Below are 15150 nucleotides of genomic sequence, written 5' to 3'. Positions count from 1 at the left end.
TCCCTGGCAGAGGCCCCATCGGCCGCTTCTGCCGGCATCCGCACCCATAATGCAAGGTTGCTGCCCGGCTCCGGGCGCCCGTCCCAAACGCTGCAGCCCTGCTGCGGCCTTGCTGCCGCCTGGTTCTTGCACCCGTGAATTCCGCACTGCCTCCCGCCGCCATGGCCGCCCTGCCTCCACAGTCCCCGTTCTCGTCGCGCGAGTTCCGCGACGCGCTGGGCCAGTTCGCCACGGGCGTGACCATCGTCACCGCACGCAGCCCGCAGGGCCATCCGGTGGGCGTCACCGTGAGCTCGTTCAACTCCGTCTCGCTCACGCCACCGCTGGTGCTGTGGAGCATGGCGCTGTCGGCGGCCTCGCTGCCCGTGTTCCAGCATTGCTCGCACTACGCCATCCACGTGCTGTCGGCCTCGCAAAAGCCCCTGGCCGAGCTGTTCGCGCGCAAGGGCGTGGACCGCTTCGCCAACACCGCCTGGCGCAGCTCGGCACAAGGCGTGCCGCTGCTGTCCGAAGCCACCACCGTCTTCGAGTGCCGCAACCGCCATCGCCATGAAGAAGGCGACCATGTGATCTTCATCGGCGAGGTCGAGCAGTGCAGCCACCAGGCCGGCCACACGCCGCTGCTGTACCACGCAGGCCGCATGCACACGGGCGGCCTGGGCTGATACCGGGCCTGCGGCAGCACTCCCGTCGCCTCTTTCGGCGACTCCCCCATTCCCGCTCCTTCCCGCCTCCGGGTAATCCCCGGTCCGGGAAATCGGTGTCTGCGCATATTGTATATACAGGCCTATACATCCGATCGCAGACCCATCCGCAGGCTGATGAAGCCTGTGGATGCGGCAGCCATTTCACCAATGACGGGGGGAGACAGCACATGAGTTCACCATCTGCAGGCAGCCTGCACCGAGGGCTGTCGGCCCGCCATATCCGCTTCATGGCACTGGGCTCGGCCATAGGCACGGGGCTGTTCTACGGCTCGGCCAAGGCCATACAGCAGGCGGGGCCCTCGGTGCTGATCGCCTACCTGCTGGCGGGCGCGGCGGTCTACATGGTGATGCGCGCGCTGGGCGAGATGGCCGTGCACAACCCCGTGCCCGGCTCCTTCGGCCAGTACGCCAGCGATTACCTGGGGCCGTTCGCCGGCTTCGTCACGGGCTGGACCTATACCTTCGAGATGGTCATCGTCTGCCTGGCCGACGTGACGGCCTTCGGCATCTACATGGGCTTCTGGTTTCCCGAGGTGCCGCGCTGGATCTGGGTGCTGTCCATCGTCTGCTTCATCGGCGCGCTCAACCTGTGCTCGGTCAAGGTGTTCGGCGAGATGGAGTTCTGGCTGTCCCTGCTCAAGGTGGCGGCCATCATCGCCATGATCGGCGGCGGCCTGGGCATCATGGTGTTCGGCTTCGGCATGGCGGCCGGCCAGGCGCCCACCGGCGTGCAGAACCTGTGGGTGCACGGCGGCTTCATGCCCCATGGCGTCTCGGGCCTGATCGCCTCGCTGGCGGTGGTGGTGTTCGCCTTCGGAGGCATCGAGATCATCGGCATCTCGGCCGGCGAGGCCAAGGACCCGGCGCGCGTGATCCCGCGCGCCATCAACGCCGTGCCGCTGCGCATCCTGCTGTTCTATGTGCTCACGCTGTTCGTGCTGATGAGCATCTTCCCCTGGCCGCAGATCGGCAGCCAGGGCAGCCCCTTCGTACAGATCTTCAGCGGCCTGGGCATTTCCTCGGCCGCCACCATCCTCAACATCGTGGTGATCTCGGCGGCCGTGTCCGCCATCAACAGCGACATCTTCGGCGCCGGCCGCATGCTGTACGGCATGGCGCACCAGGGCCAGGCCCCCGCCGGCTTCGGCCGTGTCTCGCGCCATGGCGTGCCCTGGATGACGGTGGTGGTGATGGCCGTGGCGCTGCTGGCCGGCGTGGTGCTGAACTACCTGATCCCCGAGGACGTGTTCCTGCTGATCGCCTCCATCGCCACCTTCGCCACGGTCTGGGTCTGGCTGATGATCCTGCTGTCGCAGTTCGCGGCGCGCCGCCGCATGAGCCCGCAGCAGGTGGCCGCGCTGAAGTTCCCGGTCCCGCTGTGGCCCGCCGCGCCGCTGGCCGCCATCGCCTTCATGCTGCTGGTGCTGGGCGTGCTCGGCTACTTCCCCCACACCCGTGCAGCCCTGGTCGTGGGCGGCCTGTGGATCGTGCTGCTGGGCGCCGCCTACCTGCTGTGGGTGCGCCCCGCCGCCGCGCGTGCGCAAAGCGAGGCGATGCGGCCTGCGGCGAACGCGAACCCTTAGTCGAACTCGACCTCGGTGGCCACCACCATCGCGCCATCGACCGAGAGCCGGCCCTTGACCTCGACCACGCGCCCCACGGCAATTTGGGCAGCGCTGCCATCCTCGAAGCGCGCATTGCGATAGTCCACGCGCACGCCGCGCAGCTCGAAGATGCCGGCCAGGCTGTCGACAGCGGTGATGCGGCCCTCGATCTCGAAGCCATCGTCACTGTCCAGCCGCAGCTTGCGCTCGACCTCGGAGGCGCGAAGCACCCCGTCCTGGAACATACCCTCGACCTCGACCAGGTCGCCCACGGCAAGGCCTGCGGGCAGGCGTGTGGCGCTGCCCGCGTCCACGCTCAGGCCGTCCACGACGAAGCGGGTCGGCGAGTCCATGCGGGTGATATGGCCGGTGACGTCCGCCTCCACGCCCGCCTGTTCGGGCAGCGTGGGACGCTGCACCGACAGTGCGGTGGCCACCCACAGGCCGGCGGCATCGGGCTGGCGCGCCAGTCGCAGGCTGACCACGTCGCCGGCAGCCAGCGCGGCGGCAACCTGCACGCCGCTCCAGTTGACGACGGCCTCGCCGATGCGCAGGGTGCGGCGCGACATGTCAACGGCATCCACAGGCGCGCGCAGGCGCCAGGGCTCGTCGGCGTCATCCTCGATCTCGATGCGGCTGGCAAGAATGCGGCCCTGCGCATCGCGCAGGCCGTGGACTTCCAGCACACGGCCGACCTGCAGCGCCGCCGCGCGGCCGTCCTCGAACACCGTGGCCGCATCGACGATCACGGTCTGGCCCAGTACGGTCAGCCGGTCGCCCACGACCGCGCTCAACGGACCTTCCAGATCGCTGCGCACAAGAATCTGGCGGGCCATGGCGCGCGCCACACCGTCGCTGCCGGTGGTCACGGGGTCGGCCGTGACATGGACCGCCATGCCCAGCTTGAGCGCATCGCTGGCCAGCAGGACGCCATCGCCATCGGTGATCCGGGCCTGGCGCTCGTCATACCGCACCCCATTGACCAGGATGGAGCCGAAGCCGTCAATGGTGCCCGACGCATAGCTGGCGCTGGGAGTGACCGGCGTGGGGGCGGGCTTGTCAGCCCCGCCGCCGCCACCGCCGCAGGCGGCCAGCAGCACGGACAGCGAGAGCGCGCCAGCGCCCAGGGCCCGGTGCAATGGCGGGGCGGAGCGGGAAAAGCGAAGAAAATGCATGGTGTTCGATGCCAGAAAGAAACAGATGAAAAGGCACCGCGGCGGGGCCATCGGTGCAACCGCCTGCAGTGTCGGCAAAGGCGCCTAAACCGCGCATGAATGGCGCGTTCATGCACTGTTTAAGAACGTGCACATAAGATGCGTGGCCGTGAAACTCCGCCTCGCACTTGCTGCCTTGCTGGCCTTGCCGCTGGCGCCCGCCTCTGCCACCACGCCAGCGGAGCATGAAAGCGTGCGCCGCGAGGTGCAGTCGAAGCGCCTGCGGCCCTTGGCGGAAATCCTCCAGGACGTGCAGCAGCGCCACAAAGGGCGCGTCATCGACATCGAACTCGAGCGCGGCGCCGACGGCCGGCGCTGGTACGAAATCAAGCTTGCCAATGGCCAGCGCACGGAGATCTATATCGATGCAGTCACGGGACAGGACATCCCCCGGCCGGGCGCGACCACCGCCGTGCTGATACCCATGTCCGCCGTGGCGGCAGCCGTCACCCGCTTGCATCCCGGCACCGTGCTGCAGATCGAGCTGGAGGAAACGCGCAGCCCCAGGCCCTACTACGAGATCCAGCTGCTCACGCGCGAAGGCCGTGAGCAGCTGCTGCGCGCCGACGCCCAGACGGGCCGCATCCTGGTGGAGCCTGTCCTGAGCCGGGAGCAGGCCGCCACGCTGCAACCGCTGCCGCGCATTCTTGAGGAGCTGGAGCGCAAGTACCAGGCCCGTGCCACAGAGGCCGAGCTCAAGATCGACGTCCGGCAGCGCGCCTACTACGAGGTCGAGTTGCAGCTGAGCGCCGGCCGCAGCATCGAAGTGCATGTGGATGCGTACAGCGGCCAGCCCATCGAAGAGGACGGACTGCGCTGATGCGGGTGCTCATCGTCGAAGACGACGCCGATCTTGCGGCAGGCCTGCAGGCCATCCTGCAGGAGGCCGGCATGCTGGCCGAGTGCTGCGCGGACGGCCGCCTCGCCCAGGAACTGGGCAGCGTCGAACACTATGACGCCGCCTTGCTGGACCTGGGGCTGCCAGGACAGGACGGCGTCTCGGTGCTGCGCCATTGGCGCGAGCAGGGCCGCTCCTTTCCCGTGCTGGTGCTCACGGCCCGCAACCGCTGGAGCGACAAGCTCACGGCCTTCCAGGCCGGCGCGGACGACTACCTGACCAAGCCCTTTCTGCACGAGGAGGTCGTCACGCGGCTGCGCGTGCTGCACCGGCGCGCAGCAGGCGGCAGCCGGCCCCTGGTGCAGATAGGCCCGCTGGCCTACGACACCATGGCAGACCGCTTCACGCTCGAAGGTCGGCCGCTTGCGCTGACCGCGCAGGAGCAACGCATCCTGAGCTTTCTGACCAACCGGCATGGACAGCTCGTCAGCCGCGCCGACATCAGCGAGCATGTCTATGCACGCGACCTGGACCCGGACTCCAACACCGTGGACGTGCTGGTCGGCCGCATCCGCCGCAAACTGTCCCCGCATGGCCTGATCCATACCGAGCGCGGACGGGGCTTTCGCCTGCAGCAGGCCAGCGGCGACCATGCGTCCTAGGCACTGGGGCCTGTCGGAGCGCCTGCTGGCACTGAGCCTGGTGGCCACGCTGGCCTGCGGCACGGCCGCCAGCTGGCTGCTGCGCGAGCAGTTGCACGATGCGGTGCTGCGTAGCTTCAAGGCCGGCCTGCAGGACCGTGCCGAGCGGCTGCAGGCCGAGCTGCAGTCCCCTGGGCCCCTGACCGGACAGGGCACGCGGCTCAATCGCGGCGAGTTCGGCCGCATTTTCTCGGGCTGGTACTGGACACTGGAGCAGGACGGGCGGCTGCAGCAGTCGCGCTCGGTCTGGGACGACAGCCTGGAGCTGGACGACGCCCGTCCCTGGCCCCGGAACAAGGGCAGCGAGACGCTGCTGTCGCTGCGCGGGCCGCAGGGGCGCGAACTGCTGGGCCTGCGCCGCAGCTTCGATGTCGCGGGCCGGCGCGTGCAGCTGCATGTCTTCGGCCCGCTGGACGGTACGCGCCAGGAATGGCGCCGAATCGACCGCATCCTGCTGGTCACCGAGCTGGGCCTGGTCGCCGCGCTGCTGCTGTGCACGGTGGCGCTGGTGCGCCTGGGATTGCAGCCGCTGCGCAGCCTGCAGCAGGCGCTGCAGGACATGGAAGACGGCACACGCACGCAGCTGGGGCGGCACTTCGGCCCCGACCTGGACCCGATTGCCGAGGCCGTGGACCAGGTGCTGCAGCGCAATGCCCAGGTCGTGGAGCGCGCGCGCCACCAGGCGGCCGACCTGAGCCATGCGCTCAAGAAGCCGCTGGCCGTGCTCGGCATCCAGGCACGCGGCCATCAGGTCGATGGCCCATGGCTGCGTGACCAGGTACAGGCCATGTCCCACACCATCGACCGCCATCTGGCGCGCTTCGCCAGCGGCGCCGGCAGCGCCGGCAGCGTGGCGCTGGATGAGGTGCTGGCCCGGCTGCTGGATGCCATGCGCCAGATCCACGCCCAGCGGCGCCTGTCCTGGTCCATGCAGACCTCCACGCTGCTGCCCGGCCATGGGCTGCGCTGGCGCGGCGCGGCCTCGGACCTGGAGGAGATGGCGGGAAACCTGCTGGACAACGCCGGCAAGTGGGCGCGCAGCCGCGTCACGCTGGCCGTGTGCCAGGACGGCACGGCGACGCTGCTGCAGATCGATGACGACGGCCCAGGCCTGGCGCCGGAGCATCTCGCGCAGGCCATGGAGCGCGGTGTACGCTTCGACGAACAGGCCCAGGGCCACGGCTTGGGCCTGGCCATCGTGCGCGACATCGCCGAGACCTATGGTGGATCGCTGGAGATGGGGCCGAGCCCGCTGGGCGGGTTGCGCTGCACGCTGCGCCTGGGCTGAGCACGGCGCCGGGCAGCGCTCAGCGCGAGGCGTCGGGCAGTTCGATCTTGACTTCGAGCACTTCCAGGTTTTCCTGGCGCTCCAGGTGCACCTTGATGTCGTTGACGTCGATGTCCACGTACTTGGAGATCACCGCCATCAGCTCCTTTTGCAGCGCAGGCAGGTAGTCGGGACCGCCGCCATTGCCGCCCACGCGCTCACGCGCGAGGATGATCTGCAGGCGCTCCTTGGCCACAGAGGCCGTCTTCTTCTTTTCTCCGAGCAGGAAAGAGAGCATGGACATGGCCGCTTACCTCCCCCCGAACATGCGTTTGAAGAAGCCGGGCTTTTGCGCTTCGGTGAAGCGCATGGGCTTTTCTTCGCCCAGGAAGCGCGCGACCACGTCCTGGTAGGCCTCGGCCACGTCCGAGCCCTGCATGTGCACGGCGGGAATGCCCTGGTTGGAGGCCTGCAGCACGGTTTCGGATTCGGGCACGACGCCGATCAGCTCGATGCGCAGGATGTCCTGGATGTCCTCCAGCGACAGCATCTGGCCGTCCTGCACGCGGTTGGGGTTGTAGCGCGTGATCAGCAGGTGTTCCTTGACGCTCTCGCCCGCGATGGCGCGCGCGGTCTTGGAGCTGAGCATGCCCAGGATGCGGTCGGAGTCGCGCACGGAGGAGACTTCCGGGTTGGTCACGACCAGGGCCTCGTCGGCGAAGTGCATGGCGATCAGGGCGCCGCTTTCGATGCCGGCCGGCGAGTCGCAGATGATGTACTCGAAGTCCATGCCCGACAGGTCGTCCAGGATCTTCTTGACGCCTTCCTGCGTCAGCGCATCCTTGTCACGCGTCTGGGAGGCGGCCAGCACGAAGAGGTTGTCGCACTGCTTGTCCTTGATCAGGGCCTGGTTGAGGTTGGCCTCTCCCTGGATGACGTTGATCAGGTCGTAGACCACGCGGCGCTCGCAGCCCATGATCAGGTCCAGGTTGCGCAGGCCCACGTCGAAATCGATGACGGCGGTCTTGTGCCCGCGCAATGCGAGGCCCGATGCGAAGCTGGCGCTGGTGGTGGTCTTGCCCACGCCACCCTTGCCGGAGGTCACGACGACTATTTTGGCCATGTTTGCACGGTTCCTTAAAGACTGGAGAGCAAAGAAGAGGGGTCCGGTGTCATACCGGCTCGATGAGGATTTTCTCGCCGTCGAGACGCACCTTGGCGGGCCTGGCAGCCACGTCCGCCGGGAGATCGGTCTCGATTGTGCGATAGATGCCGGCAATCGACAGCAGCTGTGCTTCCATGCAGGTGCTGAAGATGCGCGCCTCGGTGTTGCCGCGTGCCCCGGCGATGGCCCTGCCGCGCAGCGGCGCGTAGACATGGACGTTGCCGTCGGCGATGACTTCGGCGCCATAGCTGACCATGGCCAGCACCACGATGTCGGTGCCGCGCGCATAGACGCGCTGGCCCGAGCGCAGCGGCTTGTCCACGATGAGGGCGTCGGCCTGGGGAGCAGGCACCTCGCGCACCACCTCGACCTCGCGCACGACTTCCTGGATCTCGATCTCGGGCACCGTGGGCCGCACGGGTGCGGCCTCGGGCGCGGGCGCCAGGCCTGCGGCACGCGCCGCCTCCATCTGCGCCGGGCTGCCGCCGCGCACGGCCACGGGCACGGTGCGGTGAAAGCGCAGCGCCTCCACGAGCACGGCGAAGTCGATGGCCTCCTCGGCCTCGCGCACATGGGCCAGGTCGATCAGTACGGGGTCGTTGTCGAAGAAATCCGGGTCGTCGGCCAGGCGCTGGGCCAGGTCGGCCACAAGCGCACGTACGTCGGTATCCCGCAGGGTCACGGCCACCACGGGCAGCTGCGCGCTCTTGAGGTCGAAGCTGGGGCGGGCAGTACTCGTCGTTTCAACGGCCATGGGACTGGGAGTGCGGTGGATGGGAGAGTTGCCTCTCGACGCGCAAAGTGTACTGTGTGCGCAGTACATGGGCGCCCACTCCCGCCGGGAGGCCGGCACCGGGGAGTGTCCATTTGTGTTGTGTCACATACGGCCCATGCCCCCGTGGCGGGGGCCGGGCGGGCCCGGTCACTGAAACCGGGGCTTACGCTTCTCCACGAAGGCCATCACGGCCTCGCGGTGGTCGGCGGTCTTGTGGGCCAGGGCCTGGTAGCCGGCGGACAGCTCCAGCAGCGACTCCAGCGTGCTGTGCTCGCCCTCGCGCAGCAGGCGCTTGGTCATGCGCATCACGGCGCCGGGGTTGGCGGCGATCTTGTCGGCCAGCGCGCGCGCCGTGGGCAGCAGCTGGTCGGCGGGCACGACGCGGCTGACCAGGCCGCAGGCCAGGGCCTGCTGCGCGTCGATGGCCTCGCCCGTGAACGCCATCTCGGCCGCCTTGGCGCGGCCCACGGCGCGCGGCAGCAGCCAGGCGCCCCCGTCCCCGGGGACGATGCCCACGCGCACGAAGCTCTCGGCAAAGGTGGCCGTCTCGCTGGCGATGCGGATGTCGCACATGCAGGTCAGGTCCAGCCCCGCGCCGATGGCCGGGCCGTTGACGGCGCAGATCACGGGCACGTCCAGCTGGTTGAGGGCACGCGGAATGCGCTGTATGCCCTGGCGGTACTCCTCGCGGATGGCATCGGGCGTGAGCGCGTCGTCGAAGAAGCGCTGCATGTCCTTGACGTTGCCGCCCGAGCTGAAGATGGGGCCGGCGCCCGTGAGGATGACGGCCTTGACCGAGGCATCGCGCCGGATCTCGTCGCAGACCTGCACGAATTCCTCCACGGCCGTGTTGCCCGTGAGCGCATTGCGCGTCTCGGGCTGGTTCATGGTGAGGGTCCAGATGGCGCCGTCGCGCGCTATGTTCAGAAAGGGCATGGATGGGGTTCCTTCGAGAGCCTGTCAGGCGGTGATATCGGTGGTGGAGCGGATCAGATCCAGGGTGCTGCCCGCGTGGCCATGGACCAGCGCGGCGCCTGCCACGCCATGCCAGTACGACTCGGAGCCGGCCGTCTGGCGCCAGGCATGCAGGCGGCGCGTGAGCAGTTGCAGGTCGTATTCCTCGGTGAAGCCCATGGCGCCGTGGATGGCGTGGGCCGCCTCGGCCACGGCCAGCGCGGCCTGGCTGCAGCGCGCCTTGGCCACGGCCACGCGCAGCCGATCGGGGAAGACGCCCTGCCCCGCGCAGCCCAGCCGGGCGGCCATGCGCGCGGCGAAGACATGCTCGCTCATCACCGCCAGCTGGTGCTGAATGGCCTGGAACTTGCCGATGGGGCGGCCGAACTGCTGGCGGTCATTCGCATACTGCAGCGTGCGCTGGAACACCTCCATGAGCGCGCCCGCCAGCTGCGCCGCCACCAGGCCGGCCTGCAGCGTGCGCAGGTCCAGCCCACCCGGCAGGGCGATAGCGGGAGCAGGTGCTGCGCAGACCTGATCGGCGCTCCAGCGCAGGTTCACGTCCAGGCAGAAGGCCGCTGGCTCGCACTGCGCCTGCGCCACGGGCAGCAGGCTCCAGCCCTGCGCATGCTGCACCAGCACGCTGTCCGCCACCGCGCCCAGGCGCACGGGTGCGCAGTGCAGGCTGCCATCCGGCTGGAGCAGGCCTTGCGCCAACGCGATGGCGCCTGGTGGACGCTCCGCCCCCGCGCCCGCCAGCAGCGCGCGCGCCAGCATGGTCTCGCCCAGCGGCACGGGCAGCGCATGGGCGCCGGCCTGCGACCACACATCGAACAGCTGCGCCAGCGCCAGCCCCGCGCCGCCCGCGTGCTCAGGCACCAGGGCATCGGCAAAGCCGGCCTGCTCCAGCGATTGCCACAGCGCCCGGGGCGAGCCCCCGGCCTCGATGGCGCGCACCCGCGCGGGCGTGCACTCGCCCTGCAGCAGCTGGCGTGCGGCGTCGGCAAACAAATCGTCTTCCATGTCTCTCTCCATTCATGACACATGACGCCAGGCCTTGGGCGTTCCGTTTGAAACTGGCGCGCCCCAACTCAAGGGAACCTTATTCAACGCAGGCCGAGGCCACGCGCGATCATTCCGCGCAGGATGTCGCGCGTGCCGCCGCGCAATGAATACGAAGGCGCAACCTCCGTCACGTAGTTGAGGGTGCGCAGCAGCTCCAGCGGAACCTCGGACGCCTCGCGTGCGAACAGGTCGTCGGCGATGGCGGCGGGAATGGACTGCTCCAGCGTCGTGCCCAGCTCCTTGACCAGGGCCGCCTCGACGATGGGGCTTTCGCCGCGCACCAGCTTGTCCTGCACGGCCACCGACATGGCGCGCAGCGGGGCCAGCTCGGTGAACACGCGGCCGGCCAGGCGCAGCGCGCCTTCGCTGCGCTCGCCCGTTGCACGCAGCCAGGCCAGCCATTCGTCGAACAGCACGATGCTGGAGAACAGCCGCTCAGGCCCGCTGCGTTCGAAGGCCAGCTCGGCCGTGACCTGCTCCCAGCCCTGGCCTTCCTGGCCGATCAGGGCGTCGGGCGGCAGCTGCACGTTGTCGAAGAAGACTTCGCAGAAATGGCTGTCGCCCGAGAGGTCGGTGATGGGCCGCACGGTCACGCCCGGCAGCGACAGGTCCACGATGACCTGGGACAGCCCCTTGTGCCGGTCACCCGCCTCGCCCGAGGTGCGCACCAGGGCGATCATGTAGTGGCAGTGGTGGGCGTTGGTGGTCCAGATCTTCTGGCCGTTGAGCACGAAGCCCTTGTCGTTCGGCACGGCGCGCGTCTTCACGCTGGCCAGGTCCGATCCCGCGCCGGGCTCGCTCATGCCAATGCAAAAGAAGGCCTCGCCCCGGCAGATGCGCGGCAGGTAGAACCGCTTTTGCGCCTCGGTACCGTACTTGAGGATCAGCGGGCCGCTCTGGCGGTCGGCAATCCAGTGCGAGCCCACGGGCGCGCCGCAGGCCAGGTATTCCTCCACCAGCACATAGCGCGTGAAGGCGCTGCGCCCGCCGCCGCCGTACTCGCGCGGCAGGGTGACGCCGATCCAGCCCTTTTCGCCCAGCTGCCGGCTCAGTTCGGCACTGTAGCCGCCCCAGGAGCGCGCACGCACATGGGGCGGCAGGCCGCTTATGGCCTGGGCGAGGAAGGCGCGCACCTCGGCGCGCAGGGCTTCGTCCTCGGCGGGGATGCGGGTCAGGGCAAGGGAATCAAGCACGCTCATTGCAGGGCTCCATGGTTGGACCCCACTCTAGGCAGCCGGTCTGTCGCAGTCCAATATTAAAAACCGCGCCACTGATATCGTTTGAATATCAGGCGGCCTGTGCCTTGGCATGCTGCGCCGCAAAGCCCACATACCAGTCCAGGCAGCCCGGGTTGGCCATGGCCTCCTTGTTGACCACCTTGTCCAGCGGCTGGCCCAGCATCAGCTTCTTGATGGGCAGCTCCTGCTTCTTGCCGCTGAGCGTGCGCGGGATTTCGGCCACCTGCACGATGTCGTCGGGCACGAAGCGCGGCGACAGGGCCTGGCGGATGGCGCCCTGCAGGCGCGCGCGCAGGGCGTCGTCCAGATCCACGCCCGGGCGCAGCACCACGAACAGCGGCATGTAGCTTTCGCGGCCCAGGTATTCGAGGTCCACGACCATGGAGTCCAGCACTTCGGGCAGGGCCTCGACGGCGCTGTAGATCTCGCTGGTGCCCATGCGCAGGCCGTGGCGGTTGATGGTGGCGTCGCTGCGGCCGTAGATGATGCAGCCGCCCTCCGGGAGGATGCGTATCCAGTCGCCGTGGCGCCAGACCGGGCCCATGGCGGCGGGGCCGTCGCCGCCGCCGGGCGCGCGGCCATGGCCGGCCGGGTACATGTCGAAGTAGCTGGACAGGTAGCGCTTGCCGTCCGCATCGCCCCACAGGTACAGAGGCATGGAGGGGATGGGCTGGGTGCAGACCAGCTCGCCCACCTCGTCGATGACGGGCTGGCCCTGCTCGTTCCAGGCCTCCACGGCCGCGCCCAGCTGGCGGCACTGCATGATGCCCGGCTGCTGGGGCAGTTCGCGGTGGCCGCCGATGAAGGCGCCCGCGAAGTCGGTGCCGCCCGAGATGTTGTTCCACCAGATGTCAGGCCGCCCCATGCCTGCGAACTGCGCCGTGCCCCAGCTTTGCACCTCGGGCGACAGGGGCGAGCCCGTGGTGCCCAGGCTGCGGATGCGCGACAGGTCGCCGCACTGCGCCAGCTCCACGCCGGCCTTCATGCAGTTGGCGTAGAAGGCCGCGCCCGAGCCGAAGCTGGTCACGCCGGTCTCGGCCGCGAAGCGCCACAGCACGCCCCAGTCGGGCCTGTCCTTGCTGCCGCCGGGGCTGCCGTCGAAGATCACGCAGGTGGTGCCGCCCAGCAGGCCCGAGACCTGGGCATTCCACATCACCCAGCCCGTGGAGCTGTACCAGTGGTAGCGCTCGCCCCAGCTGTTGGGGTGGTAGCTGCAGCCCACGTCGTTGTGCAGGGCCTCGAGCTGCAGGGCCACCAGCACCATGCCGCCATGGCCGTGGACGATGGGCTTGGGCAGGCCGGTGGTGCCGCTGGAGTAGACGATCCACAGCGGGTGGTCGAAGGGCAGCCATTCGGGTTCGAAGGCCGCCGTGGCCGCGTCGTCGCGGGCCGTGACCTGGCCGTAGTCGGCGGCATCGGCCAGGCTGGCCTGCAGGTCCAGGTTGGGCACAAGGACCACATGCTCCACGCTTGGCAGGCCTGCGCGCAGCTCCGCCAGCACGGCCATGCGGTCGATATCGCGCCCGGCGTAGTGCACGCCATCGACGGCGATCAGCGCCTTGGGCGCGATCTGGCGAAAGCGGTCCAGCACCGCGTTGGTGCCCATGTCGGGCGCGCAGATGCTCCAGACGGCGCCCAGGCTGGCCGTGGCCAGCAGGGCGACCATGGCCTCGGGGATGTTGGGCAGGTAGGCGGCCACGCGGTCGCCGCGGCCCACGCCCTGGGCCTTCAGGTGCAGGGCCAGGGCGGCGACCTGCCGACGCAGCTCGGGCCAGGACAGTTCGCGGTGGCGGCCCGTCTCGTTGCGGCTGACCACGGCGGGCATGCCGGCCGCATGGGCGGCATCCACATGGCGCAGCGCCTGGCGCGTGTAGTTGATCTGGGCACCCGGAAACCACTGGGCGCCGGGCATGGTGTTGCGCTCCAGCACGGCCGTGTGCGGCGTGGGCGACTGCAGCGCGTTGTAGTCCCAGATGCTTTGCCAGAAGGCGTCCAGGTCGGTCACCGACCAGCGCCACAGCGCGTCGTAGCTGTCGAACTGCAGGCCGTGGCGCTCGCGCAGCCAGTCCTGGTACAGGCGGATCTGGGGGATGAAGGCAGGGGTATGGCTCATGACCGGCCACGGTACGCGCGCGCTGCCCGCGAGCCCAGACGGGAAAGCCACTAGCCTGGCACCTGGGCGACAAAGTCTGCGGGCCGGATCGCGTATCTGCGCACAAACACTGGGAAAAAATTTCCGCTCCACCCCACCTGCCAGAAAACAAATGCCTCTAATATCGCGCCAATTTTTTACAAGGAGCGATGCCACATGGGCCTTTTCCAATGGACGGAAAAATCCGCCAACCAGCTGCAACGGGGAGGCGTGATCGGCCCCGCTGAGCGCCTGCCCTGGCCCCAGACCGGGCTGATGGGCATACAGCACGTGATCGCCATGTTCGGCTCCACCGTGCTGGCGCCCATCCTCATGGGGTTCGACCCCAACGTGGCCGTGCTCATGAGCGGCATCGGCACGCTGATCTTCTTCCTGATCACGGGCGGCAAGGTGCCCAGCTACCTGGGTTCGTCCTTTGCCTTCATCGGCGTGGTGATCGCAGCCACGGCCTATGGCGGCAAGGGCGCCAACGGCAACATCGGCGTGGCGCTGGGCGGCATCATTGCCTGCGGTGCGGTCTATGCGCTGATCGGCCTGGTGGTGCAGATGGTGGGAACGCGCTGGATCGAGCGCTTCATGCCGCCCGTGGTCACGGGCGCCGTGGTGGCCGTGATCGGGCTGAACCTGGCGGCCATCCCCGTCAAGAACATGGCGGCCAACAACTTCGAGTCGTGGATGCAGGCCCTGACCTTCGTCTGCGTGGGCCTGGTGGCCGTGTTCACGCGCGGCATGGTGCAGCGCCTGCTGATCCTGGTGGGCCTGATCGCCGCCAGCCTGCTGTACGGCCTGTTCACCAATGTGCTGGGCATGGGCAAGCCCGTGGATCTGTCGGGCGTGATCAACGCCGCCTGGTTCGGCCTGCCCCAGTTCCACGCGCCCGTGTTCAGCGGCCCGGCCATGGTGCTCATCGTGCCCGTGGTCATCATCCTGGTGGCCGAGAACCTGGGCCACATCAAGGCCGTGACCGCCATGACGGGCAAGAACCTGGACCAGTACATGGGCCGGGCCTTCATCGGCGACGGCGTGGCCACCATGGTCAGCGGTGCGGCCGGCGGCACCGGCGTGACCACCTATGCCGAGAACATCGGCGTGATGGCCGCCACGCGCATCTACTCGACGGCCGTGTTCTTCGTGGCCGCCGTCCTGGCCGTGCTGCTGGGCTTCTCGCCCAAGTTCGGCGCGCTGATCCAGGCGATCCCGCTGCCCGTGATGGGCGGCGTGTCCATCGTGGTGTTCGGCCTGATCGCCGTGGCCGGCGCCAAGATCTGGGTGGACAACCGCGTGGACTTCTCGCAGAACAAGAACCTGATCGTGGCGGCCATCACCCTGATCCTGGGCACGGGCGACTTCACGCTCAAGTTCGGCGACTTCGCGCTGGGCGGCATCGGGACCGCGACTTTCGGCGCCATCATCCTGTACGCGCTGCTGGATCACGCACGCGACGATCAGCCGCTGATTCATTGAATGTGA

The 15150-nt window shown here is 68.7% G+C and carries 14 protein-coding genes; 6 read left to right on the top strand and 8 right to left on the bottom strand.

The features are described 5' to 3' along the window. Positions 1 to 161 precede the first annotated feature (161 nt). Positions 162 to 665, top strand: coding sequence for a flavin reductase family protein (locus CLV01_RS00865; RefSeq protein WP_012202035.1), 504 nt, complete (start codon positions 162 to 164; stop codon positions 663 to 665). Between the two features lie 209 nt (positions 666 to 874). Further along, positions 875 to 2290, top strand: a complete 1416-nt coding sequence (locus tag CLV01_RS00860) for an amino acid permease (RefSeq protein WP_047470186.1) — start codon at positions 875 to 877, stop codon at positions 2288 to 2290. Here CLV01_RS00860 and CLV01_RS00855 read toward each other — a convergent pair. Continuing rightward, on the bottom strand, positions 2287 to 3486 hold the full coding sequence (locus CLV01_RS00855) for a DUF5666 domain-containing protein (RefSeq protein WP_099735020.1): 1200 nt from the start codon (positions 3484 to 3486) through the stop codon (positions 2287 to 2289). The two genes, CLV01_RS00860 and CLV01_RS00855, sit on opposite strands and share 4 nt — an antisense overlap. Before the next feature lie 148 nt (positions 3487 to 3634). Between CLV01_RS00855 and CLV01_RS00850 the strand changes: the two genes are divergently transcribed. The 3 genes from CLV01_RS00850 to CLV01_RS00840 are packed head-to-tail and all read left to right on the top strand — an operon-like array spanning position 3635 to position 6352. Continuing rightward, complete coding sequence (locus CLV01_RS00850) at positions 3635 to 4345, top strand: PepSY domain-containing protein (protein WP_224986229.1); 711 nt, start codon at positions 3635 to 3637, stop codon at positions 4343 to 4345. Then, entirely contained in the window at positions 4345 to 5025 is a 681-nt protein-coding gene (locus CLV01_RS00845) for a response regulator transcription factor (protein ID WP_013800000.1), read from the top strand. Before CLV01_RS00850 ends, CLV01_RS00845 begins: the two co-directional genes overlap by 1 nt. Continuing rightward, positions 5015 to 6352, top strand: a complete 1338-nt coding sequence (locus tag CLV01_RS00840; RefSeq protein WP_099732577.1) for a sensor histidine kinase — start codon at positions 5015 to 5017, stop codon at positions 6350 to 6352. The genes CLV01_RS00845 and CLV01_RS00840 overlap by 11 nt, the downstream gene beginning before the upstream one ends. Positions 6353 to 6371: 19 nt before the next feature. On the opposite strand, the gene minE is transcribed toward CLV01_RS00840, so the two are convergent. The 7 genes from minE to CLV01_RS00805 all read right to left on the bottom strand — a co-directional run bounded on the left by minE (position 6372) and on the right by CLV01_RS00805 (position 13641). Then, the gene (gene minE, locus CLV01_RS00835; protein ID WP_012202033.1) at positions 6372 to 6635 is read right to left on the bottom strand and encodes a cell division topological specificity factor MinE; all 264 of its coding nucleotides are present in this window, start codon (positions 6633 to 6635) and stop codon (positions 6372 to 6374) included. A 6-nt stretch (positions 6636 to 6641) separates the two neighbouring features. Beyond that, positions 6642 to 7454 carry a septum site-determining protein MinD gene (gene minD / locus CLV01_RS00830; protein WP_099732578.1) on the bottom strand — a complete coding sequence of 271 codons (813 nt, stop codon included), beginning with the start codon at positions 7452 to 7454 and terminating at the stop codon, positions 6642 to 6644. 49 nt (positions 7455 to 7503) lie between these two features. Beyond that, the gene (gene minC / locus CLV01_RS00825; protein WP_017405687.1) at positions 7504 to 8250 is read right to left on the bottom strand and encodes a septum site-determining protein MinC; all 747 of its coding nucleotides are present in this window, start codon (positions 8248 to 8250) and stop codon (positions 7504 to 7506) included. A 168-nt stretch (positions 8251 to 8418) separates the two neighbouring features. Beyond that, positions 8419 to 9207, bottom strand: coding sequence for a crotonase/enoyl-CoA hydratase family protein (locus CLV01_RS00820; protein ID WP_065344942.1), 789 nt, complete (start codon positions 9205 to 9207; stop codon positions 8419 to 8421). A gap of 24 nt (positions 9208 to 9231) precedes the next feature. Then, a complete protein-coding gene (locus CLV01_RS00815) occupies positions 9232 to 10248 on the bottom strand; it encodes an acyl-CoA dehydrogenase family protein (protein WP_099732579.1) in 1017 nt (338 codons plus the stop codon). Between the two features lie 83 nt (positions 10249 to 10331). After that, positions 10332 to 11489, bottom strand: coding sequence for an acyl-CoA dehydrogenase family protein (locus CLV01_RS00810; RefSeq protein ID WP_099732580.1), 1158 nt, complete (start codon positions 11487 to 11489; stop codon positions 10332 to 10334). A gap of 88 nt (positions 11490 to 11577) precedes the next feature. After that, positions 11578 to 13641: an acetoacetate--CoA ligase gene (locus CLV01_RS00805; RefSeq protein ID WP_099732581.1), complete on the bottom strand. Its 2064-nt coding sequence runs from the start codon at positions 13639 to 13641 to the stop codon at positions 11578 to 11580. Between the two features lie 195 nt (positions 13642 to 13836). Here CLV01_RS00805 and CLV01_RS00800 point away from each other — a divergent pair, with 195 nt between their 5' ends. After that, a complete protein-coding gene (locus tag CLV01_RS00800) occupies positions 13837 to 15144 on the top strand; it encodes a solute carrier family 23 protein (RefSeq protein ID WP_099732582.1) in 1308 nt (435 codons plus the stop codon). Positions 15145 to 15150 lie beyond the last annotated feature (6 nt).

The organism is Delftia sp. 60 (assembly GCF_002754395.1).
Classification (GTDB): domain Bacteria; phylum Pseudomonadota; class Gammaproteobacteria; order Burkholderiales; family Burkholderiaceae_C; genus Comamonas; species Comamonas acidovorans.
This window is presented reverse-complemented; position numbering and strand designations above follow the sequence as displayed.

Excerpts from the sequence above, each read along its gene's own strand:
- CLV01_RS00865 (WP_012202035.1), top strand. The coding sequence starts at position 162 with ATGGCCGCCCTGCCTCCACAGTCCCCGTTCTCGTCGCGCGAGTTCCGC.
- CLV01_RS00860 (WP_047470186.1), top strand. The coding sequence starts at position 875 with ATGAGTTCACCATCTGCAGGCAGCCTGCACCGAGGGCTGTCGGCCCGC.
- CLV01_RS00855 (WP_099735020.1), bottom strand. The coding sequence starts at position 3,486 with ATGCATTTTCTTCGCTTTTCCCGCTCCGCCCCGCCATTGCACCGGGCC.
- CLV01_RS00845 (WP_013800000.1), top strand. The coding sequence starts at position 4,345 with ATGCGGGTGCTCATCGTCGAAGACGACGCCGATCTTGCGGCAGGCCTG.
- CLV01_RS00840 (WP_099732577.1), top strand. The coding sequence starts at position 5,015 with ATGCGTCCTAGGCACTGGGGCCTGTCGGAGCGCCTGCTGGCACTGAGC.
- minE (WP_012202033.1), bottom strand. The coding sequence starts at position 6,635 with ATGTCCATGCTCTCTTTCCTGCTCGGAGAAAAGAAGAAGACGGCCTCT.
- minD (WP_099732578.1), bottom strand. The coding sequence starts at position 7,454 with ATGGCCAAAATAGTCGTCGTGACCTCCGGCAAGGGTGGCGTGGGCAAG.
- minC (WP_017405687.1), bottom strand. The coding sequence starts at position 8,250 with ATGGCCGTTGAAACGACGAGTACTGCCCGCCCCAGCTTCGACCTCAAG.
- CLV01_RS00820 (WP_065344942.1), bottom strand. The coding sequence starts at position 9,207 with ATGCCCTTTCTGAACATAGCGCGCGACGGCGCCATCTGGACCCTCACC.
- CLV01_RS00815 (WP_099732579.1), bottom strand. The coding sequence starts at position 10,248 with ATGGAAGACGATTTGTTTGCCGACGCCGCACGCCAGCTGCTGCAGGGC.
- CLV01_RS00810 (WP_099732580.1), bottom strand. The coding sequence starts at position 11,489 with ATGAGCGTGCTTGATTCCCTTGCCCTGACCCGCATCCCCGCCGAGGAC.
- CLV01_RS00805 (WP_099732581.1), bottom strand. The coding sequence starts at position 13,641 with ATGAGCCATACCCCTGCCTTCATCCCCCAGATCCGCCTGTACCAGGAC.
- CLV01_RS00800 (WP_099732582.1), top strand. The coding sequence starts at position 13,837 with ATGGGCCTTTTCCAATGGACGGAAAAATCCGCCAACCAGCTGCAACGG.